The sequence below is a fragment of the Prevotella sp. S7-1-8 genome, assembly GCF_000758925.1.
Taxonomy (GTDB): domain Bacteria; phylum Bacteroidota; class Bacteroidia; order Bacteroidales; family Bacteroidaceae; genus Prevotella.
In genome coordinates, this window is record NZ_JRNC01000012.1 from 12,263 (window position 1) to 35,081 (window position 22,819).

12 protein-coding genes are annotated in these 22,819 nt (G+C 51.0%); 8 read left to right on the top strand and 4 right to left on the bottom strand.

The genetic code is table 11. From position 1 onward, the window contains the following. The first annotated feature begins 28 nt into the window (after positions 1 to 28). Positions 29 to 1,273: an ABC transporter permease gene (locus tag HMPREF1640_RS02155; RefSeq protein WP_036892026.1), complete on the top strand. Its 1,245-nt coding sequence runs from the start codon at positions 29 to 31 to the stop codon at positions 1,271 to 1,273. A gap of 100 nt (positions 1,274 to 1,373) precedes the next feature. Next, positions 1,374 to 2,486, top strand: a complete 1,113-nt coding sequence (locus HMPREF1640_RS02160) for an efflux RND transporter periplasmic adaptor subunit (RefSeq protein WP_036892027.1) — start codon at positions 1,374 to 1,376, stop codon at positions 2,484 to 2,486. Between the two features lie 522 nt (positions 2,487 to 3,008). On the opposite strand, the gene HMPREF1640_RS02165 is transcribed toward HMPREF1640_RS02160, so the two are convergent. The 4 genes from HMPREF1640_RS02165 to HMPREF1640_RS02180 form a co-directional block, all read right to left on the bottom strand. Then, on the bottom strand, positions 3,009 to 4,775 hold the full coding sequence (locus tag HMPREF1640_RS02165; protein WP_036892028.1) for an alpha-amylase family glycosyl hydrolase: 1,767 nt from the start codon (positions 4,773 to 4,775) through the stop codon (positions 3,009 to 3,011). A gap of 110 nt (positions 4,776 to 4,885) precedes the next feature. Further along, entirely contained in the window at positions 4,886 to 6,475 is a 1,590-nt protein-coding gene (locus HMPREF1640_RS02170) for a SusF/SusE family outer membrane protein (protein WP_036892029.1), read from the bottom strand. Between the two features lie 27 nt (positions 6,476 to 6,502). Beyond that, entirely contained in the window at positions 6,503 to 8,122 is a 1,620-nt protein-coding gene (locus HMPREF1640_RS02175) for a RagB/SusD family nutrient uptake outer membrane protein (RefSeq protein WP_036892031.1), read from the bottom strand. 14 nt (positions 8,123 to 8,136) lie between these two features. Beyond that, on the bottom strand, positions 8,137 to 11,136 hold the full coding sequence (locus tag HMPREF1640_RS02180) for a TonB-dependent receptor (protein ID WP_036892065.1): 3,000 nt from the start codon (positions 11,134 to 11,136) through the stop codon (positions 8,137 to 8,139). Between the two features lie 347 nt (positions 11,137 to 11,483). On the opposite strand from HMPREF1640_RS02180, the gene HMPREF1640_RS02185 reads away from it, so the two are divergent. The 6 genes from HMPREF1640_RS02185 to HMPREF1640_RS02210 all read left to right on the top strand — a co-directional run bounded on the left by HMPREF1640_RS02185 (position 11,484) and on the right by HMPREF1640_RS02210 (position 22,654). Further along, positions 11,484 to 12,509 carry a LacI family DNA-binding transcriptional regulator gene (locus HMPREF1640_RS02185; RefSeq protein ID WP_036892032.1) on the top strand — a complete coding sequence of 342 codons (1,026 nt, stop codon included), beginning with the start codon at positions 11,484 to 11,486 and terminating at the stop codon, positions 12,507 to 12,509. A gap of 84 nt (positions 12,510 to 12,593) precedes the next feature. Further along, positions 12,594 to 12,986 (top strand): four helix bundle protein, encoded by a 393-nt coding sequence (locus HMPREF1640_RS02190; protein ID WP_052051667.1) that lies wholly within the window; start codon positions 12,594 to 12,596, stop codon positions 12,984 to 12,986. 73 nt (positions 12,987 to 13,059) lie between these two features. Further along, positions 13,060 to 14,382: an SLC45 family MFS transporter gene (locus HMPREF1640_RS02195; RefSeq protein WP_036892034.1), complete on the top strand. Its 1,323-nt coding sequence runs from the start codon at positions 13,060 to 13,062 to the stop codon at positions 14,380 to 14,382. Positions 14,383 to 14,743: 361 nt separating this feature from the next. Continuing rightward, the gene (locus tag HMPREF1640_RS02200) at positions 14,744 to 17,182 is read left to right on the top strand and encodes a C10 family peptidase (protein WP_036892036.1); all 2,439 of its coding nucleotides are present in this window, start codon (positions 14,744 to 14,746) and stop codon (positions 17,180 to 17,182) included. A gap of 566 nt (positions 17,183 to 17,748) precedes the next feature. Beyond that, positions 17,749 to 20,451, top strand: coding sequence for a 4-alpha-glucanotransferase (locus HMPREF1640_RS02205; protein WP_036892038.1), 2,703 nt, complete (start codon positions 17,749 to 17,751; stop codon positions 20,449 to 20,451). Positions 20,452 to 20,521: 70 nt separating this feature from the next. Then, a complete protein-coding gene (locus HMPREF1640_RS02210; RefSeq protein ID WP_036892040.1) occupies positions 20,522 to 22,654 on the top strand; it encodes a glycoside hydrolase family 97 protein in 2,133 nt (710 codons plus the stop codon). The last annotated feature ends 165 nt before the right edge of the window (positions 22,655 to 22,819 follow it).

A 22,819-nucleotide genomic window follows, 5' to 3' on the forward strand; every position in this document is an offset into this window, starting at 1 on the left:
CAATAATGATAGCAACAAAGTACGAACCATGAAGTTTGACATTGACACATATCGTGAAATATTGGATACGCTCACCCGAAACAAGACGCGTTCGTTCCTCACAGGGTTTGGTGTTTTCTGGGGAGTGTTCATGTTGGTGGTGCTCATTGGTGGTGGCGATGGGCTGGAAGAGTTGTTGGCTAAAAACTTCCAAGGGTTTGCCACAAACTCCGCTTTCACTTTCGCTCAGCCCACAACCAAGCCTTATGAGGGCTTCCGCAAGGGGCGTCAATGGAACATGACTTATAAAGATGTGGAGAGATTGCGCGCCAATGTGCCCGAGTTGGACATAGTGACCCCATTGGTGACAGAGTGGGGGAAAACCGTCGTCGCTGGCGACAAGAAGTTTGTGGCTAACGTCAAGGGTGTCTATCCGGAATATGCCAAAGTGGAGGAGCCGACCATTTTATATGGCCGATACCTCAATGACATGGACATTGCGGGAGACCGTAAGGTGTGCGTGATAGGCAAGAAGGTTTACAAGACGCTCTTTCCCAACGGTGGAGACCCATGTGGACAGCTGCTGCGCGTAGACTCGTTGTATTTCAACGTGGTGGGCGTGGATTACAGTCCGGGAAACATGAACATCAATGGCAACGCGCAAGAAAGTGTCACTATTCCGCTAACCATTTTGCAACGGCTCTATAATTTGGGCGATGTGGTACACCTCATTTGTGTCACGGGAAAACCTGGCGTGACCATGAGCAACTTGGCGCAACCGCTGCGCAATGTCATCGGGAGGGCGCATCGCGTTGACCCGACCGATGAAAAGGCCATCTCGGTCTTCAATACTGAGGTGATGTTTGGCATGGTGGACAGCCTGTTCGAGGGTGTCAACTTCCTGATTTGGCTGGTCGGTATAGGCACGTTGCTGGCCGGAGGCATCGGTGTCTCCAACATCATGATGGTCACGGTGCGCGAGCGTACCACCGAGATAGGCATCAGACGAGCCATCGGGGCCACGCCCAAGATGATACTGTCGCAAATTGTTTCGGAGAGCGTCGCGCTCGCCACGGTGGCCGGCATGAGCGGCATACTCTTCGCTGTGTTCGTCTTGCAAATGCTCGAGGTGGCCAATACCAACGACGGCATCATGGCGGCTCATTTCCAGATAGGGTTCTGGGCCGCGCTCGGAGCGTTGGCTTTCCTCATCGTGCTGGGCGTGGTGGCCGGTCTCGCGCCTGCCATCAGGGCCATGAGCATAAAGCCGGTGGATGCCATGAGAGATGAATAATTCACAATTAACAATTCTCAATCCACAATGATCGAGCCTCTGTATTCCACGCTTCACATTCATAACATGTAATCATAAAACATATAACTCATAATCGGTGATGAAAAAATATTTCAAATTTATCATTGCGGCGTTGGTGCTGCTTATTTTTATCGGAACGTTCGTATTCCTCTGGAAAAAGAGCAGGCCGCAGCCGGTGGCCTACGAGGAGTTTGTGCCCACCATGAGAGACCTGCGCAAAACCGCGGTGGTGACTGGCAAGATTGAGCCTCGCAACGAGGTGAACGTCAAACCACAAATATCGGGTATCATCACCAATATATACAAAGAGGCGGGCGACATGGTGACAGCCGGCGAGGTGATAGCCAAGGTGAAGGTCATTCCCGACATGAACATGCTCAGCTCGGCGCAGGCGAGAGTGCGCTCGGCAAAGATTGTGCTGAGCCAAGCCAAGGTGGACTTCGACCGGCAAAAAACGCTCTACGACAAAGGGTTGATAGCCGCCAACGACTATGACCAAGTGCGCAAGGCATACCTGCAAGCCAAGGAGGAGGTGCGGGCCGCCAACGATAACTTGCAGGTGGTGCGTGACGGCGTGTCGGCGCAAAACGCCAATACCAGCAGCACGCTCATACGGTCCACCATCAGCGGCCTTATCCTCGACGTGCCTGTCAAGGTGGGAAACACCGTCATTCTGTCCAACACGTTCAACGATGGTACCACCATCGCGTCGGTGGCCAACATGGGCGACCTGATTTTTAGGGGCAACGTGGACGAGACAGAGGTGGGGCAGATTGTCGTGGGCATGCCTATGAAAATTACCGTTGGCGCCATGGAGGGCGAAAAGCTCGCTGCCTCGCTGGAGTATATCTCGCCCAAGGCCGTGGAAAACAATGGCGCCAACCAGTTCGAGATTAAGGCGGCGGTGCATGGGACGAGTGGCACGAAGATACGCTCGGGCTATAGCGCCAACGCGGAGATTGTGCTGAAGGAGGCGAGGGGCGTGCTTGCCGTGCCGGAGAGCGCCATCGAGTTTGAGGGCGCTAACACTTATGTATATGTCGTTGGTGGCACGGCCGACAACAAGACGTATACCCGCCGCAAAGTGGTGACGGGGCTGAGCGATGGCATCAACATCCAAATAAAGAGTGGACTGAGGAAAAACGAGAAGGTGCGCGGGCCCAAGGTGGTGAAGACGGAGGATGAAAAATAAATGGTGAAAGGATTTCGAGGTCAAGCGTTCGCGGGTCGAGAAATCCTTTTTTTATGTTTACCCTAAGGTAAGTTTGCTTTTTTGGTAACAGAATGAAAGATAGGAAATAATTTGACATAAACTTTCCCATATTTTGTACATGGGGGCATTTAGAGTCGTTTCCGTTCTGAAACGACAAAAACGTTATCCTTATTTAATTACCTATGTATCAGAAAGGAATGGCAAATTTGTCATTTTCCTGTTTTGATAAAAATGGGTTGGTTTTGCGATTGCTGCTTAATCGCGATGTGATTAATGCTTAATCACGACGTGATTGGTGCCTAAACAGATAGTGATTAACGTCTAATCGTGGCGTGAATTGCGCTTAAACGTGGGCTACCCAAATATCTTTACAAAAATGCGCGGCGCACTTGTGTTTTTCCCTCCCTGTGTGGCGTGATGTCGAGGGCATAAAAAAGCGACTGGCATGGTAGCCAGTCGCCCAGTATATAGATAGAATGTTACCGTGAGGTACGTTTACAATCAGTTCACGACCACTTTCTTGCCGTTGTGGATATACACGCCTTTATGGGTGGGCTTGTTTGTTTTTACGCCCCCAATGGTGTACCAGCCATCAACGTTTTGCGAGCCATGCACCTTCTTGATGCCCGTGGGTGTGGTAACGATGCCTTTGGGCTTGGCGCCGGAGTAGTAGTCGTAGTAGCCGCCGTTAACAAATTCCAAGTCGGCTGTTTTCTTGCTTCCGTTGTCACAGTTGAAGATGATGCCGGCGTTGGGGTTGTTGGCAGGCTTGGTCTGCTTGTTCCAACTCCATTTGTAAACCTTGTTGCCAGCCTTGGTCGTTCCTACGTACTGGCAGTCCGCGCCGGGCCATGAGCCACCGGTGTAGTTGGCTTTTTGGTCCCACTGCCAGCAGCTTACGGTGCCTGTCCAGAAGCTCGGGGCCTCGAAGAAGGCGCATCGCTCGTCTTTGTCGATGGTGCAGAATGCGGGCGGCGTGAACGTTTGCGGCTCCTCGTCGGCGATAGCTTGGACGGCCGAAATGTCCACGTTGTCGGCCACATAGTATTTATAGCCATCACCCTCCACGGCTAATTTGTAGCCGTTGACGTCATAGCTGTCGGGTGTTCCCAAGGCCAACAGCACGTTGCCTTTCTCGCCTCGCACGATCACGATATAGCCATTGCCATGTCGCTCGGACTTGAGGATGGCGCTTTGGTTGGAAATGCCGGCGGCTTTGCGCGCCAAGATGAGCTTCTTGAGTTGGGTTTTGTACTGTTTCCAATGGGTGAGAAACACGCAGGGAGTGCCTGGCATGGCCATGATGTAGGCGTTGGCGGCTATGTAGTTGGCCGCGAGCCGGTTGTTGTCGCGGTCGGTGTCGTGATTGTCCACGAAGGTCACGGCGTACCTGCTGTATGCGGGGTCCTTGGCTGGGCAGTCGCCGTCCAGACGGTTCCATTGGCCGCTGCCGAGCGCGTCTTTGATGTAATATTTCAGCGCGAAGTCGAACGCCGCACTCTGTATCTTTCCATCTACCTTGGTGCCGTCTAACCAGCTTTTCAGTTTGGCGGGATCTCCGTCCCAGTATTCGCCCACGGAGTAGGTGGGTTGGGCCGAAGCGTTATACTCGCCAATGTATTTCGCGGCGAAACCCTTCACCATGTCGTAACGAAAGCCGGTGTAGCCAAGTTCCTCTTTGAGAAACCGCAAGTATAGTTTCACGTTCTTTCGCACGTTGTCCGAGGTGTGGTCAAGGTCTCGGCATCCGCGAAAGTCGTCGCCGGTGTCCATCGCTCCCGACACGTCGTAGCCGTTTTGCTTGGTGTTTCCGCCATCATCGTTTTGGCAGATGTCGGCCAGTGACCAGTGCATGGTTTGCTCTTTCCATGTCTCCTCGGGAAAGTCGCACCAGTTATGGTTGCCGTTGCGGTGGTTGATGACCACGTCCTCAATGACGCCCGTGCCTTTGTCCTTGTAAGCCTTGATCATCGAGCGCAGTTGGTCCTCTGTGCCAAACGCGCTCTTGTGGTTGAACCACCAAATGGGCGCGTAGCCCATCTGCATGGACGTCTTGTTGCAATTGCCCGACTGCGGCACCCATATCAGGTCGAAATATTGCGACAGCTCGTCGGCCTGGCTCTCGAGATTGGTCCACTGCGTGTCGCTGTAGCTGTCCCAATAAAACGCTTGCAACATCACGCCCTTGTAGTTGGCGGGCCAGCCCTGTGCGCCGGCGTTGGCGCAAAGCGATAGCAATAGGACAAGAAAGGAATAAAAATGTTTCATGATTTGTATTTGTTAGGTGGATTGAAATGATGCGTGTCTACAAGAAAGGCGTACCCCCGGAAGATGTGGGAGTACGCCTTGTTAGAAGTTTGTTTGTCTCCCGCGGCAGCTTATTTCTCTGTCACGGTAGCGGTTTTGGCTTCGGGGTCAAGTTCGATGAGATAGGTACCCGCGCCAATCTTGATGTTTGGGCCACCTTGGGTAAGACCCGTCAAGGCACCACCGAAGTTCTTTTCCCATGAGCCATCCCAACGGAACTTGTACTCACCATCTTTCATCTTTATGGTGATGGACCACTTCTTGGTCTTGGGGTTGTAGGTCATCAGTTGTCCCTTGTCCCATTTACCGGGGGTAGCGTCGCCGATAATCTCCCATCCTGTCTTGGCAATGGAGGCAAGCATCTTCTTGGTGTTGGCCGTGATGCGATACCAGCCGCCTTCGGTGAGCTTGATGTTGGCGCCATCGCCAAGGGCAAACTCTGCCTTGGTCTTGGTGTCGTTCCATTTCACTTCGTCTACGCTTCCCAGCCATTTGCCGTCATCGTAGAGCTTGAACTCTGTGTTGGCAGGATAGTAATAGATGCCCGTGTATTGGAAGTCGCGGCTCTTTGACTCGAGTCGGTAAGCGTCTTTTGCTGTCGGATTCCAACCCTGATAAGAGCCAGGCACTGAAAGCTCGGTACTCGACACTTCGATGTTGGTCTCTTCCATGGTGTAGGTGTACTTGCCCGCGGTGGTCAAATTGAGCTTCACGATGTATGCGTGTGTCTCGGCCACCTTGAGGTTGTTGCCATCTTGCGCCAAAACGTCTGGATTGGTTTTGTCGCTACCATAGTTGATTTTCCATCCCTCATTGGCGCGGAACTTAAACTCTTTATCTGTCAACGGTGTGATAGCCGTCCACATACGGGTGTCTTTGTCGTACTCCATCTTGGTGTCTTTGGTCCATCCACCAGACGTAGCCTCTCCAATCATGCCCCATGTACAAGGCTCTCCGATGGTCACCTTGCCGCCGGGTGCGAGCGTCACCTCCACAAATCCCTTGTGCTTTGCATCAACCTTCTGGTCTTTGGCGAGCACCTTGGTAACGTCTTTGCCATCCACGACAGCGAAAGAACACTCTTCATCGAACTGCACCCAACCTTTGTAAGTGCCGTCGCCGTCAGGGTCGCCAAGGAGATAAGCCTTGGTATAATCCCACTCCGGATAACCCACAGCCACGTAGGCATACTTCCAGTTGATGCTCACGGTGTTGGGGTCGTAAGGCGTGGCCTTGAAGTTGACAGTGTTCTGCGCGTCGTTGGTCATCGTCTTGAATGCCGAAGACTTGAGCGACACGGTGAAGTCGTATGTGTGCCCGGGGTAGGCGCCTACCTTTGCCAACAGCGCGTTCATTGCTTCGTTGGTGAATGTGAGCTTTGTGTCTTCTGTTATGCCAGCCACGACACTCTTCTTGTTCTCGTTATTGGTAATCGTAACCGTGTAATCCACTACCGCTCCTTTGCCGTAGTTTGCTTTTTCCCAACTGATTTGTGGAAAATCCGCAGCACTGTTTGCCTTTGTGAATGTTATCGAGGCTGGATTGACAGCGTTGAGCTTCGCGGCTTGTTGCAGCTTGAGTACTGGCGTGGTGATATCGTCAGAGCACGATGTCATGGCCATGAAACCAGCTGCGAGGAATAATATATTTTTTAATTTCATGATCTTTAGTTTTAATCAGTTTATCCATTAATAACCATCGTTCTGTTTCAAGTTGAGGTTGGAGCCAATGTCGTCTGAAGGCAATGGGAACACCTTATACTTGTCGTTCACGGCTTTACCTTCGGCCACGCCGCCCTTCCAAGGCCATACATAATCGGCAGAAGTATACTTGCCAAAGCGCACGAGGTCGGTGCGACGCTGAGCCTCAAAGAAGAGTTCGCGTCCGCGCTCGTCGAGCAAGAACTTCAACGTGAGGTTGTTGTCATCTATTGGCGCCGCGGTCTTGTCCTTGTATGCGCGCTTGCGCAGCAGGTTCAGGTATTTCATGGCATCGTTCTTTGAGGCGCCTGTGCCTCCGCGGAGAACCGCCTCGGCCAAGTTCAGGTAGATTTCGCCCAATCGGAACAATGGGAAGTCAACGTAAGCCTCGTTGGACGCGGGCTTGCTGCCATTCTTGTTAAGATTGCAGAACTTGGTCACGGGAATACCGTTGTCCTTGAAGTCGCCCTCCTTGACAATTTCCACATTCTTGGTTCCGTCCAAGCGCAGCATAGAGAAACGAGTGTCTTTTTTGTATTCGTTCTCGTTGGTGAATAGCTTGAGCAGTGACGACTTGGCGCGCACGCCCTGCCAAGCGCCCTTGGCATTAGTCTCTTCTTGGAATTGTGAAGAACCCCAACACAACAGAGCAGTCATACCACCCCAAGTCATGGTTTGATCACCTTCATAGCGAAGTGGGAAAATCATTTCCTTGGAATGATCATTGTCAGCCTTGAACATGTCAGCGTATTTGGGTTCCAACTCATAGCCGGCGTCGATAATCTTCTTGCAATAAGTGATACACTCTGTGTACTTCTTCACCCCCACGTAGGTCTCGGCATTGAGATACAAACGTGACAGGGCAGCCCATGCGGCGGCCTTGTTGGCCTGTCCGTAGTTGGGATTGTAACCCACAACTGGGGACGAGAGATCTTTCTCGCTTTCGAGTAATTCTTTCTCCACGTAGTTGAAGAGGTCTTTCTTCATGATTTGCTTGGGACGCTTGCTGCCTATCGGGCTGTTCTCGTCAAAGAACGGATAGTTGCGATACAAGTCAAGGGCGTACATGTAAGTGAGCGCGCGCAAGAATCGAGCCTCGGCCCTATACTCCTTGATAGTATTTTTCACTTCATTGCTACAACCGCGGCTACTGAGTTTGTCATCGGTGGTCTCACGAAGGAAAGCGTTGGCCAAGTTGATTTGGTAAGCCAATCGGTAATACGATCCCTTGATCCATGGACTTGACGAATCCCAAGAAAGATGGTTAAAGTCGGGGATTCCAGGGTCGTTCCAAGCGCAGTGGGCCATGTCTGAGGCTAATTCTTGCATGTTCCATAGCATGCGTAAGAAAGAAGCCTGCGAGCCACCGTCAATACCCTTGACGTCTTGGTCGGCGTCTCCACCTTTGTTTCCACCTATCACCATGCCCGCATAAATCTTGGCGAGACTTTGGGTGTAAGCGTTGATGTTGGCCTTGAACACCACGTTGGAAACCAACTCGTCCTTGTCCAAAGGCTGAGTGTCCAAGTCGTTTACGCACGATGTCGTTCCCAACAACGCTCCCGTGAGGAGCAAGAACAACGATTTTTTAATATGATATGTTTTCATTTTTTACTTGCTATTTAGAATTTGAAATTGAAACCAAACATAAACGAGATAGGTCTCGGATAGATCTTGTTGTCTATTCCTTCGCCGCTGATTTCAGGATCAATGCCACTGTACTTGGTGATGACAAATGGGTTTTGCACGGTGAGATACAGACGCGCGGACTGTTTGTCGGTGAACAGCTTGCTGAAGGTGTAACCGAGCGTGATGTTATCCATGCGCACGAAGTCGGCTTTCTGAACGTAATAGCTGCTGCGGAACTGCCCAATATGGAAGTTCTTGTTGGCGGCGGAGTTCAGGCGGTTCTTCAAGAAGCCTGACTGGTCGTACATCTGTGAGCCGTCCCATGCCTCGCGGTTAGACTGTGTGTTGTTGTACACGTAGTTGCCGATGCTTGAGCGAAGCGCGAACGACAAATCCCAGTTCTTGTAATTCATCTGCGAAGTCAAGCCCATGTACACGTCTGGAGCCGATTTCTTGTAAGGAATAAGGTCGGCCTCGTCTATCTTGTTGTCGTTGTTCTGGTCCACGTAAGCCCCCTCGATAGGAGTTCCGTTCTTGTCATACATCTGCTCAAACACGTAGAACGAGTTGTATGGCTTGCCAACGGAGTTAATCTGAACATTGTAACCCACGGCGCCATCTACACCACCATGAATCACGCCCTTGTATCTGGGGTCGTCGTTGATGGTAAGTTTGGTAATGGTGTTTTTGTTGTACGACACGTTGTAGCCCAATGTCCACTGGAAATTCTTGGTTGTGATGGGGTGCGCTGTCAACGAGAGTTCCACACCCTTGTTTTCCAACGTGCCCACGTTGGTCAATATTTCATTGCTGAAGTTGGTGCCGGCTGGTGCCGTCACGGTGTTCAACAGGTTGTTGGTCTGACGATAATAGAAATCCAACGTACCCGAGAGTATGCCCTTGAAGATTCCAAAGTCGAGGCCGGCGTTGTAGGTTGTGGTCTCTTCCCACTTCAAATTCTCGTCGTAAGCCAATGGCGCGATGAGCTGTACGCGCTTGTCACCGAAGTAGTAATTGGCTCCGGGCTGTGAGTAAGTGTAGCGCGCCATGTAAGGATAGTCGCCGCTATTGAGGTTCTGCTGACCTGTCACGCCGTATCCCAAACGCAGTTTCAGGTCGTTGAGCCATTGTGTGTCTTTCAAGAAAGACTCCTCGTTGATGCGCCAAGCCAAAGCCACGGATGGGAAAACACCCCAGCGGTTGTTCTTGTTGAAACGCGAGGAACCGTCGTTACGCAGCGTGAACGTCAAGAGGTAGCGATCCAATAAGGTGTAGTTCACGCGGCCGAAGAACGACACGAGGTAGTTTTCCGTGACAAGGTCTTCCGCGCCTTTGTAGAACTCTTTGCCGTACTCCTTGGCTTTGGCTGCGGAGTAGGGGAATTTAGTCCATTCCGAGCGATAGAAGTGCTGCCATGAATAACCGGCCATGGCGTCGATGAAGTGTGCGCCGAAAGTGTTGGAGTAGTCCATGTAGAACTCCATCAGCGTGTTGCGTTTGAGCTGCCAGAAGCTGCTGTTCTCACCAAATCCTTTCTTGAAGTTGCCCCAAGTCCACGACATGGGCGAGTTGTCCACGGTAACCACGTCGCCAGTTCCTTTGGAAACGTCATATCCTACGTTGAGGTTCGCGCGCAGTTCGGGCAAGAAATGGAATTTGTAATCAAGTTGAATGTTGCCGATGCTGCGGTACACCTTTGACTTGTCGCTCTTGTCCGTGAGTATGGAGACGGGATTAGCCAACGCAATGTCAATGGGCTTTCCGTCCTTCTTGAGATACATGAAATAGCCGTTGCCATACTTTGAGCCTTTCATATAGATGGGCTGCGTGGGGTCATATTGTGTCGCCATGCCCAAAGAGCCAAGGTCAGCAAAACGGTTTGTGTTGTAAATGCCCTTGAGGTTCAGCTGTACGCTGAGGTGCTTGTCAAAGAATTGCGGACTCAAGTTGACAGCGCCCGTGAAGCGTTCCATGTCAGATGTCTTCACGATACCATTCTCTTTCGTGTAACCTACCGACACACGGTAAGGCAGATTGGCCACCGCGCCCGACACACTGACGTTGTGATCGGTGCTCAACGATGTGCGCAACACTTCCTTCTGCCAGTTGGTGTTGGCGCTGCCAAGCGCGTTTGCCTGCAGGCTTCCCTTGCCAAACTTGGAGGTAACAAAGTGCTTGAAGTCGTTTGCCGACATCACATCCACCTCTTTGGCGTGGGTGCTTACCTTTACAGAACCGCTATATCCAACTTGGATGCCACCCACCTTGCCTTTCTTGGTGGTGATAAGAATCACACCGTTTGACGCGCGCGAACCATAGATAGCCGTTGCCGACGCATCCTTCAATATGGTCATGGTGGCAATATCGTCAGGGTTAACGGTGCTCAGAGGGTTGGCCATACCTTTGATTTCGCCATCATCCACTGGCACACCATCGATAACTACCAATGGGTTGTTAGACGCCGACATGGACGAGCCACCGCGAATACGTATCTTTGCCCCGGCGCCCGGCGCGCCACCATCCGTGATAACGCTCACACCGGCAGCCTTACCTACAAGCATGTCGCTTGCGGAGGTTACGGCGCCCTTGACCATTTTCTCTGCGTTCAATGCGGTGACACTACCTGTCAGGTCGTTCTTTTTAACCCTGCCATAACCAATCACCACCACTTCGTTGAGGGATTCGCTCTTCGCTTCTTTCAGGGTGAAGACCATGTTGGCGGTTGCCGGAGCTTCCACAACACCATAGCCAATATAGCTTACGGAGACTTTGGCGCCAGAAGCGGCGTTGAGTGTGAAGTTGCCGTCAATGTCGGTCACCGTTCCACTCGTATGCCCTACAATTCTAACGGTGGCGCCAATGATCGGTTCGCCGGCCTCATCTTTTACATGACCTTTCACAACGATTTGCTGCGCAAAGGCACTTGCTGAAAGGACCAACACGCACAAAAGTGTTAGTAATCTCAGCGGAAACGTGAATTTTTCCTGCTTCATCATTTTGGTTTTTAAGTTTATATTAAGTTATTGTCTCGTCTAAAGGTAGTCATCCCGTCCGCGAATTGTTGTTTAGGCTGCTGGGTCGGGGATGATTGTTTTTCTGTTAGCATCGATTGATATTGCAAAAATAGTCCTTATTTGGGTAGCTTGATGTTTTTTAACGGCAAATTTGATATTATTGACGTGCAATCGTTTGCACTGATTAAAGTAAAAATTGTATTTTTGCAAATGGCTAATTATATGTTAATTGCGTATTTTTGCAACATCTACCTCATAACCGCGCCGTCATGGTTGCGATATTAGAGCCATGGCATGGCAAGTTGCCTTCATTTCAGACCTAAATTATGAAACCGTCAATCCCGATAACGATGAAAGATATTGCCCGAGCCCTTGGGGTGTCGGTGGCAACGGTGTCTCGTGCCTTGAAAGACAGCCCAAGCATCAGCCTGGCGCAGCGCGAGAAGATACAGGATTACGCGCGGGAACATAATTATAGCCCAAACGTGCTGGCCGAGAGCTTGCGCAATAGCAGGAAGAGGCCCATGAAGATCATAGGCGTGATACTTCCGCAGTTTCAACACTATTACTTTTCGTCCGTATTGAGTGGCATAGAGCGAGAGGCCGCTTCGCGCGGATATGCCATCATGATTGGCCAGAGCGCCGAGGAATACGATCTCGAGGTGCAACTCTGCCGTCGGTTCTATGAGCAGAAAGTGTGTGGCGTCATCGTTTCGCAAGCCAAGGACACCCGGCGGTACGACCATTTCCAAAAACTCATTGACAATGGAATGCCGCTTGTGTTTTATGATCGTATTTGCACAGGGCTCGATTGCAACCGCGTCGTGGTGGATGACTACCAAGGAGCGTTCAACGCCGTTACCCATCTCATCGTGACTGGTTGCCGGCGCATCGCCTATTACAGCTCGCCGATGAACATGCAGATATCCAAAAATAGATACAATGGTTACCGTGACGCGCTGCTGCGGCATGGCCTTCAGCCCGACGAGCGTTTTTTTCGCATCTGTGACAACCGTGCGTACGCGGAGGCCATCACCCCTGACATACTATCCCAAAAAGACATTCCGGATGGGTTTTTCGCCGTGAACGACGACACGGCCATCGGCATTCTGTACACGGCCAAGCGCATGGGCTTCAAGGTGCCGGCCGAAATATCCATCTGTGGATTTACCAATGGCCAGCGCGCCATGGCTTGCGACCCTATGCTTACCACCGTGGAGCAACGCGGGGTGCGGGTGGGCGAGGAGGCCGCCGATATTCTTATTAACAAGGTTGAGGGGCTTACGCCAATGGAAAAGATAGACAAGCGGGTGGTGAGGACGCGCTTGGTGGTGAGGGGGACGACGAGATAGCTCGCGTCTCGAGGCTTTCAACTCACGGACAGGAAATGCCATTATTAAATTTTCATATCGCAATTTGGATTTAACGTTTCAATCATGAAAGATGTATACGATAATGTTACCATGGTGAAAAGCATGGGTTTTGCCCCTCGCGGTGCAAGGATCGAGCGTTGTTTGCGAGAAAGTTTTCGCGAGTATGATTTGACAAGCCGGATATTTGGGCGCGGCGCAAGCGTGGAAGCCAACGCCCGAGAGTCGTCGCGAGGGCATAACCGCGCGGACATCCGTTCAAATGCGGCCATTGCCTTGCGTGGGGCGGGGGAGTCGAGCCGTTGGCTCGGGCCGTTGCGCCAAGTGGGATATATGCCAAGGCAAGATAAAACAAGTACGAACAACGATAGCGCGGGGGCGCGCAAGGTGTCAACGCCTATCGTAAAATCAATATCAACAGCAAACGATAAAAATATAAAAACAGAACCGCTATCTTGACCGGTTGCCATAATTGAGCGTCGGAAACGACGCGTCGTAAATTATCACACCACCTAATTGTGCATCGTAAATTATGAATAGTGAATTAAAAAAGCCCAATTTGTCCTTTTGGGGTTTATGGAACCTTAGTTTTGGTTTCTTCGGCGTGCAGATAGCTTATGCCCTGCAGAGCGCGAACATCTCGAGAATTTTCGCCACGTTGGGGGCCGACCCCCACAGCCTTAGTTATTTTTGGATACTGCCCCCGTTGATGGGCATTGTCGTGCAACCCATTGTCGGGTCGTGCTCTGACAAGACGTGGACGCGTTGGGGGCGGCGCGTGCCCTACCTGTTTCTTGGCGCCGCGCTGGCCGTCATCGTGATGTGCCTGCTGCCCAACGCCGGGTCGTTTGGCATGGCCGTGTCCACCGCCATGATGTTTGGATTGGTGGCGTTGATGTTTCTCGACACCTCCATCAACATGGCCATGCAGCCCTTCAAGATGCTTGTGGGAGACATGGTCAACGAGAAACAGAAGGCAAAAGCCTATTCCATACAGAGCTTCTTGTGCAACGCGGGGTCGTTGGCGGGCTATGTCTTCCCGTTTTTGTTCGCCTTTTTAGGCATCGCCAACACCGCTCCCAAAGGCGTGGTGCCCGATTCGGTGATTTATAGCTTCTATGTTGGCGCCGCCATCCTCATCCTTTGCGTTGTCTATACCGTTGCCAAGGTGAAAGAGTGGTCACCAAAAGAGTACGAGCAATACAACGGAGCCACCGAGACCTCTGGTGAGGACAAGGCCAGTGGCAACTGGATCAAACTGCTCCAGAACGCTCCGGCCACGTTCTGGAAAGTTGGTGTGGTACAATTTTTCTGCTGGATTGCGTTCATGTATATGTGGACATACACCAATGGCACGGTGGCTGCCAACGTGTGGGGTACCACCGATGTCGCCTCCGAGGGCTACCAGACGGCCGGCAACTGGGTGGGCATACTGTTTGCCGTGCAAGCCATCGGCTCTGTGCTGTGGGCCCCCATCCTGCCCAAGTTCACCAATCGCAAGATGGCTTATGCCGTAAGTCTGTTCTTGGGCGCGGCCGGATTTGTGTCGTGCGCCTTTGTCCACGACCAGTACCTGCTCTTCGTTCCGTTCTTGTTGATAGGCTTCGCGTGGGCCGCCATGCTCGCCATGCCGTTCACCTTTGTCACCAACGCCTTGCAGGGCTACGGTCACATGGGCGCCTATCTGGGCCTGTTCAATGGCACTATTTGTATACCACAGATTGTGGCCGCGGCCATTGGCGGCGTCGTATTGGCTTTGGTTGGCAGCGTGCAGAGCCACATGATGGTTGTCGCCGGCATTTCGTTATTGCTGGGTGTCGCCGCCGTCTCGTTGATCAAGGATGTCAAGGACTGACGGTCTTGCAAAACACCTGATGTTTTCCATGCTCTCTCTCGCATCTCACTTCATCCCGGTTTGGGAAACAGAGGCTTGAGTGACAGGAGATGACAAAAGCGTTAAAGGCTGGGCTTCTCGCAAGGAGTCCAGCCTTGCGCGTGTCATGCCACAAACCAGCGCCTGCTGATATGGCGACAAAAATAAACATATGAGTAAGAGCAGACAATGTTCAGATTGAAAATTCCGCTTCAAATTTTCTTAATCAGCATACTGACAACTTGCGGATTTTATGTATTTTTGCAAACTTGTTTACATGTCGAATTGTATCTACGCACTTTCATTTTATTAGCGATTACATATAGATTCAATAAAATACAGAATGAACAAACGAACGAAAACACTATTTTCCGTGATGACAATGTTGGCCTGCGTTGTGTTTGCGCATGCAGAACCGATAACAAAACGACAAGCTTCAGACATTGCTTCAAAGTACGTTAAGAACCCAAAGCCTTGGAACGACATTCCACAAACTCGCTCATCAAAAGCTACATGCCCGCCCGCCTACTACGTCTTCACGGGCTCTGCCGACCATAAGTTTGTCATCATATCCGGAGAAAGCACGCTCAACGAAGTGGTTGCTTATGGTAGTGGGCAACTGAAAGACAGCGACAATGGCTCATATTGCTTCAAACAGTTTCTAAAAGATTATGAACGTGTGGTGAGGGCAGTGCGAGCCAACCCCGCGAAAGCGGCACGAACATCATCTTTAGTGAAACGCAAAGTAGGACCATTGCTTACTTGCAAATGGAGCCAATTCTACCCTTTCAACAAATACACTCCTGTTACCGGTGTGAAAAAAACGCCAACAGGATGCGTGGCAACAGCAACCGCGCAAATGATGTTTTATCACAAATGGCCTAAAAATCGTCCTAAAGATTATATATCAAAAACAGGTGATGAAGCGCAGCGGAGTGCCACCTATTGGTGGAATGACATGAAAAACACTGTCGCGGAGACAACTTCTGAGCGTTCGGCACAAGCCGTTGGCGTGTTGATGCGTGACATTGGCAAAGCAGTCAACATGACATATTATTACCAAGGAAGCAATTCTAATTTGCAGTACGCGTGCAATGCGCTTCGCAATGTTTTTGATTATACCGTGAAATTTCTCGACAAGGACTTTTTGCCAGCCAACCAATTTCACTCTAATGTGATACGAGAGCTGTCGGAAGGGTATCCCGTTTTGGTGGTGGGAGGCAATCACGCATTTGTTTTCGATGGCTACGACGAGCGGGGATTCATACATATCAATTGGGGATGGGCTGGTGAAAACGATGGCTATTTTGACATCAACACCGTTTATATGAACATCAAAGGCTTTGGCATTTCGGGTACTTTCTGGGACGACATGCAAGCGCTCCTCGCACATCCAAACAACGGGAAAGCCACTCCTTTTGAAGACATACCTCGCGGATTGGACGCTCGGGCCACCACAGCGTTCACCATTGACAAGACAAAGGGGGCGAGAACAGATGCGTTTAATGCCAAAATTAACAAACTTGGATCGTACAGTTCAGTGAGGGATGAGCTGGGTGTGTTCACGGGCAAGGTGGGACTTGCGCTTTATGACAGCGGCAATCATCTTGTTAAAGTATATCCGACAACGAATATCAACCACAGCTGGGCTTCCATTTTTGCAACCATGGACTTTGAGGTGAATAACTTTAATTTCGAAGGAGTGTCGAACGGAAACTACCGCTTGGTGCCAGTCTATTCGGAATTGCTTGATGCAAAGACTAAAAAGAATGGCGAATGGACTCGCGTCAACCACGTCAATGAGATGCAAGTGCAACTCTCAAACGAGGAAGTTACCATTGAAACAAACAATCCAAAAGATGTCGTGGTGATGGAAAAGGCTCCCTCGGTGCTGGCTCCTTTCTACGAAAACTCAGGCAAATATGCCGCTTTCAGCCTCACCTTATACAATCCAGGAAGAGAAGAGGTGCGCGGCGACTTGGTGATGACGCTTAAAAACAAGGTGACAGGCGAAGTGTTTAATGGCTTCCTGCTCACTCCTAACGTCGTCGCACAACGTCTTGGAAGCACCACGTTCGCCATCAACATGCTGTCACAATATTACAACGCAGGCAGAGTGGGAGCCTTAAAAACTGGCAAATATGATGTAACCTTTTCGATAAAAACTGACAGAAAAGGAGCGGAAGCGCTTATCCCCATCACCATGAAAGAGCCATTCGAGGTGGAGGTGATGACTGACAACAGTGATGGAACCATTGAATTTAGCTATGTAGACTTCCTTGTGGATGGTAAAGAAACCAATTACACTACATTTGATTTGAACACAACAGCCGAAATAGGATTGCAAGTACAATCGAGGGTGAGAGGATATGGATTGAGAAATGGCTATCATGGCAACGTTTATTACAGATTGTTAGACTTAACAACTGGCAAATGGATTGATTTAGGCGTAGTTCATCATGTTTATCTGCCTTGTGAGCAACCAAATGACAAAGCTCAAACACGTCTCACATTTCCTACTTCCAAATTAGAAGCCAACCACGCTTACGAAGTACATGTGGAGATTGAACGAAATGGAAAACGTGAGGACGTGTGGAATCCTTTGGCTTTGCGCCATGTGTTCCATATGATAAACGCCCCCACAGACATAAAGGCATGTGAAAACAAAAAGAGAATTCATCAACATATAGTCAATCTGGAAGGAGTGCGCCAAACAAAAGCGTGGGACAGTCTGCCTGCGGGCATTTATATCGTAGATGGCAAGAAGATATTGAAGAAATAAAAACGGGCGTAAATGACAAAAAAACATTCCTCTGTTCGACAGAAGAGGAAAAGTTTGCAATAAGAAATATTCTTGCGCCAGGCATCAACACTCGCGTGTTTGCAAGCAACCGGTGGGTTGACTGTAAATGCGCGAGTGTTGCATATCGTTCATTATCAAAACGGTGTACATGGCGAGCATTCTCGGTCGGCAGTAAAATACATGCTATTGACCGGCAAAAGAATTGTGTTTGCAAGACAACCAGCGTCACTTCTCGCCTCAAAAGCTTTGGCCTGTTCAACCAAACGTCGTATTTTTGGCTCGCCAAGGCATGAAAACTGACCTTCAAATGGCCCAAATGAACCCCTTGGGAGGCTATGATTGGTTTTTTGAAATGACCAAATAATCGGACAAAAACCACCCCAACAACACCTGCGTTCGGGAGGTGAGAACAATATCGGCGCAATCGATTGCGTAACGTTTTCCAAAAAATTAGACTTGCAAGCCAGCCACACCTTATATATTATTCATATATTTGCAAGGATTAGAACCAAACCTAAAATAACTCAATCGCAAACCCTTAGTCTATGAATCTATTATTTAACATTGAATACAAAACGGTTTTCGGGGAAGACCTCATCTTGAATGTGGCCAACGAGGGGCAGCTTGCCGCAGGGCTTCATACTCCTTATAGAATGTACACCACCGACGGATTGCACTGGAAGTGCGACCTTAAGTTACCTGCCACCACAGACCATGTTTCCCTTTGCTACTACTACTCGGTAGAATGCGACGGAAAGGTAACGCGCAGGGAATGGACCACCCTTACCCATCAGCTTGACCTCACGGCGGAAAAGGCGAAGCAATACCAGGTGTACGACCACTGGATGCAGATACCGGAAGACTCGTACCTGTACTCCTCAGCTTTCACCGACTGCCTTCACCGCAGCACATTGCAAGCCCTTCAGCCTACGGCTTACGACAAGACGGTGCGCATCATCGTGCGTTCTCCGCAACTCAACCCCAACCAACACTTAGTGCTGTCGGGCGACACCGAAGCCTTGGGCGAGTGGAATATCAGCGAGGCACTGGCCATGACCCAGCACCAGCACAACGAATGGGTTGTGGACGTGGACGCCGAGACGCTGAGCGGGCAGCGCATAGAATTGAAGTTTGCCGCCCTGTCGACTCATTCCTCCAAAGAACCCATGTGGGAACCGTGCTTCAACCGCACCATCGACGTACCCAAACTCAACCATGGCGACGTGGTGGTGTACCACTTGGACCAGGCTTTCATGCCAATGCCCAACACGAAGGTGGCCGGAACGTTGGTTCCCGTATTCTCACTGCGCAGCAAAGGGAGCTTTGGCGTAGGCGACTTCGGCGACCTCAAGGCAATGATCGACTTTGTGGAAGTCACCGGACAGCACGTCCTTCAGCTGCTGCCCATCAATGACACCACTGCCACCTATACCTACACCGACTCTTATCCTTACAGCTGCATCAGCGTGTTTGCGTTGCATCCGCTTTATTGTGACTTGCGACAACTGCCCAAACTCAACGACAAGGAGCAACAAGCGCGATTTGACGCATTGCAAGAAGAATTGAACCGCCTGTCACAAATAGATTATGTGCGCGTGATGAAAGGCAAGATGGATTTCTTGCGGCTACTCTTCAAGCAAGAGGGCAAGCGCACCATGGGCACCAAGGCATACAAGGAGTTCTTCCAAAAGAGCGCGCGCTGGCTGGTGCCTTACGCGCAGTTCTGCTTCTTGCGCGACCAATACGGCACGGCAGACGCCGCCCAATGGCCCGATCACCACACATGGAACGAGGCGGATCGCACGGCGTTGAGCGCCCCAAGCGACAAGGCTTGTCAACAAGTGGCTTTCTATTACTTCGTGCAGTTCGCGCTGTACACACAGATGAAGGAGGCGCACACCTATGCGCAAGGCAAGCGCATCGTACTCAAAGGCGACGTGCCGATTGGCGTGAGTCGCCACGGTTGTGACGTTTGGGTAGAGCCCAAATACTTCAATATGGACGGACAGGCAGGCGCGCCACCCGATGATTTCTCCGTAAACGGACAGAATTGGGGATTCCCCACCTACAATTGGGATGAGATGTTGAAAGACGGATGCGCTTGGTGGGAACGCCGTTTCAAGAACATGGCAGAGTTCTTCGACGCTTACCGCATCGACCATGTGTTAGGATTCTTTCGCATTTGGGAAATACCCATTAGCTGTGTCAACGGCTTGTGCGGCCAATTTTCGCCATCGTTGGGCATGTCGCGCGAGGAGATAGCATCCTATGGGCTCAACTTCCAAGAAGATTTGTTTACCAAACCCTACGTCCGCAACTGGGTCATCGACAGGGTGTTTGGCGAACATCAGGAAGAGGTCATCGCCAAATATCTCAACCATATTCACGATGACGTGTTTGAGTTGAACGATCATTTCAACACCGAGCGCAAGATTGAAGCCGCCTTCGAGGGGCAAGAAATGGACGAGAAGAACACATGGATACGCGACGGACTGTATGCGCTTGCCAACGATGTGTTGTTTGTTCGTGACAAGAAAAATCCGAACCTGTTCCACCCGCGCATCACGGCACAATTCAACTTTATCTACGAAAGCCTGTGGGACGTGGACAAACAGGCGTTCAACCGTTTGTATAATGAGTACTACTATCGCCGCAACAACCAGTTCTGGTATCACGAGGCGATGAAGAAATTGCCCAAATTGATACAGGCTACCCGCATGTTGGTGTGTGCCGAAGACTTAGGAATGGTGCCCGATTGCGTGGCATGGGTGATGAACGAGCTGCGCATCTTGAGTCTCGAGGTGCAGTCTATGCCCAAAGACCCAAAGGTTACCTTTGGCTATTTGTCACGCAACCCATACAGAAGCGTGGCTACCATATCCTCGCACGACATGCCGACACTGCGCCAATGGTGGGACGAGGACTACCCACGCACACAGCATTATTACAACACCATGCTGGGAAAGGAGGGCCCCGCCCCCCATCCACTGCCTGGTTGGTTGGCTCGCGACATCATTTGGCAACACTTGGCATCACCCTCCATGCTCTGCATCTTGTCCATACAAGACTGGCTGGCCATGGACGAACGCCTCCGATTGGACGACGCCAATGCCGAACGTGTCAACATCCCGGCCAATCCCAAGCACTATTGGCGTTATCGGATGCACCTGAACATAGAAGACATGCTGACCGACAACAGCTTGGTGAGCAATCTACGTGAGCTGAACTCACAGTCGGGAAGGGTCTGACACCCTACCCCTTATAACATATGGCCACAAGGGTTTGCGCCCTTGTGGCATACCTTTCAACCACAACGTCATGAAGAAAATCAACCTTATCCTTTTGTTTTTTATGCTGTCAATGGCATTGTTGGCACAAGTAGTCAAATCGCCCGATGGCAATGTATGTGTCAACTTCTGTCTGCAAGGCAATGGGGTGCCCACCTATTCCATGACCTACAAGGGCAAAGCCGTGGTGAAACCCTCGCGATTGGGTTTGGAACTCATGAAGGACAAGCACGCCTCCAAGGGGCTCAAGGAAACCGACTTGATGAATGGGTTTACGGTTAAAGACACTCAGGCATCAACCTTTGACGAGACATGGAAGCCCGTTTGGGGAGAGACCGCAACCATTCGCAACCACTATAACGAATTGGCCGTCAATCTTTCGCAGCCATCATCCAAACGAATGATGGTCATTAGGTTCAGGGTTTATGACGATGGCATGGGCCTGCGCTATGAGTTTCCGAGGCAAGACAGCCTGACTTATTTTATCATCAAGGAAGAACACACGCAGTTTGCGATGGCCGGAGACCATACGGCTTGGTGGATTCCAGGCGACTATGACACGCAAGAGCAGGAGACACAGGAGAGCAAACTTTCGGAAATCAGGGCTCGCTTCCACGACGCTGTGAACTGGGGAAACTCGTCGGTGGCAGTATTCTCGCCCACCGGGGTGCAGACATCGTTGCAGATGAAGAGCCAAGACGGCTTGTATATCAATATTCACGAGGCTGCCTGCGTGGACTATTCCACCATGCACCTCAACCTTGATGACAAGACTATGACGTTTGAGAGTTGGCTCACGCCAGACGCATACGGGGCCAAAGGATGCTTGCAGACGCCATGCGTGAGCCCGTGGCGAACGGTGATGGTGAGCGACGACGCACGCGACATGCTGTCGAGCAACCTCATACTGAACCTCAACGAGCCATGCAAGATAGAGGATACAAGCTGGATTCACCCCATAAAATACTGTGGCGTGTGGTGGGAAATGATCGTCGGCAAGAGCTCATGGAACTACACGGACGAGTTCCCTTCCATCAAACTTGACCAGATAGACTGGTCGAAAGCCAAACCAAACGGGCGTCACGCGGCCAACACGGCCAAGGTGAAACGGTACATTGATTTCGCCGCCAAAAACGGTCTCGACCAAGTTTTGGTGGAGGGTTGGAACGTAGGATGGGAGGATTGGGCCAACCATTGGAAACAAAACGTATTCGATTTCGTCACCCCTTATCCAGATTTCGACATTAAGGGCCTCAACGATTACGCCCATTCCAAGGGCGTGAAACTCTTGATGCACCATGAGACATCATCGAGCGCCGTAAATTATGAGCGGCATTTGGAAAACGCTTTCAACCTCATGAACAAGTATAACTATGACGCGGTGAAGACGGGATATGTCGGAGACATCATCCCGAGGGGCGACCATCACTTCTCGCAATCCATGAATGACCACTACATGTATGTTGTCAAAGAGGCCGCCAAGCACCACATCATGGTCAACGCGCACGAGGCAACTCGACCCACTGGGTTGTGTCGCACGTGGCCAAACATGGTGGGCAATGAGAGCGCGAGGGGCGGCGAGTACGAGGCTTTTGGCGGAAACGCCCCCGGCCACACCGTCATCCTGCCTTTTACGCGCCTGCAAGGCGGGCCGATGGACTATACGCCGGGCATCTTCGCGACCAAACTCTCTGAGTGGAGCGATAACAAAAGCTATGTACATTCCACCCTCGTGGGGCAGTTGGCGCTATACCTTACCATGTACAGTCCTTTGCAAATGGCCGCCGACTTGCCGGAGCACTACGAGCGTTTTGACGACGCTTTCCAATTCATCAGGGACGTGGCGTGTGACTGGGACGACTCCAAGTACCTCGAGGCGGAACCCGCCCGGTATATCACCGTGGCCCGCAAAGCCAAGGGAACGGACAATTGGTTCGTGGGAGGAAAGTGCAACGAGGACGGGCATGTCAGCGTGGTAAGGCTTGATTTCTTGGATAAAGGCAAGGCCTATCGGTGTACCATCTATGCCGATGGCAAGACGGCCGACTACGAAACCAACCCGCAAGCCTACACCATCAAGCGCAAGACGGTGAAGTGTGGCGACGTGTTGAAAATAAAACAAGCCCGCGGCGGTGGCTTCGCCATGTCGTTGTTCGCCAAATAACGCGCGCCGAAAGCCCTTTGATGACGATATGGGATAGATGGAAATGAGGAGGGATGGCGAACCGCCAAGCTCTTCGGGATTGAGCGACAAGCATGGAGGCGATTGCCCCCAAGGGATGAATGAATGTACTTGCGCTGTTTAAAGATAATAAAAAAAATATGATAC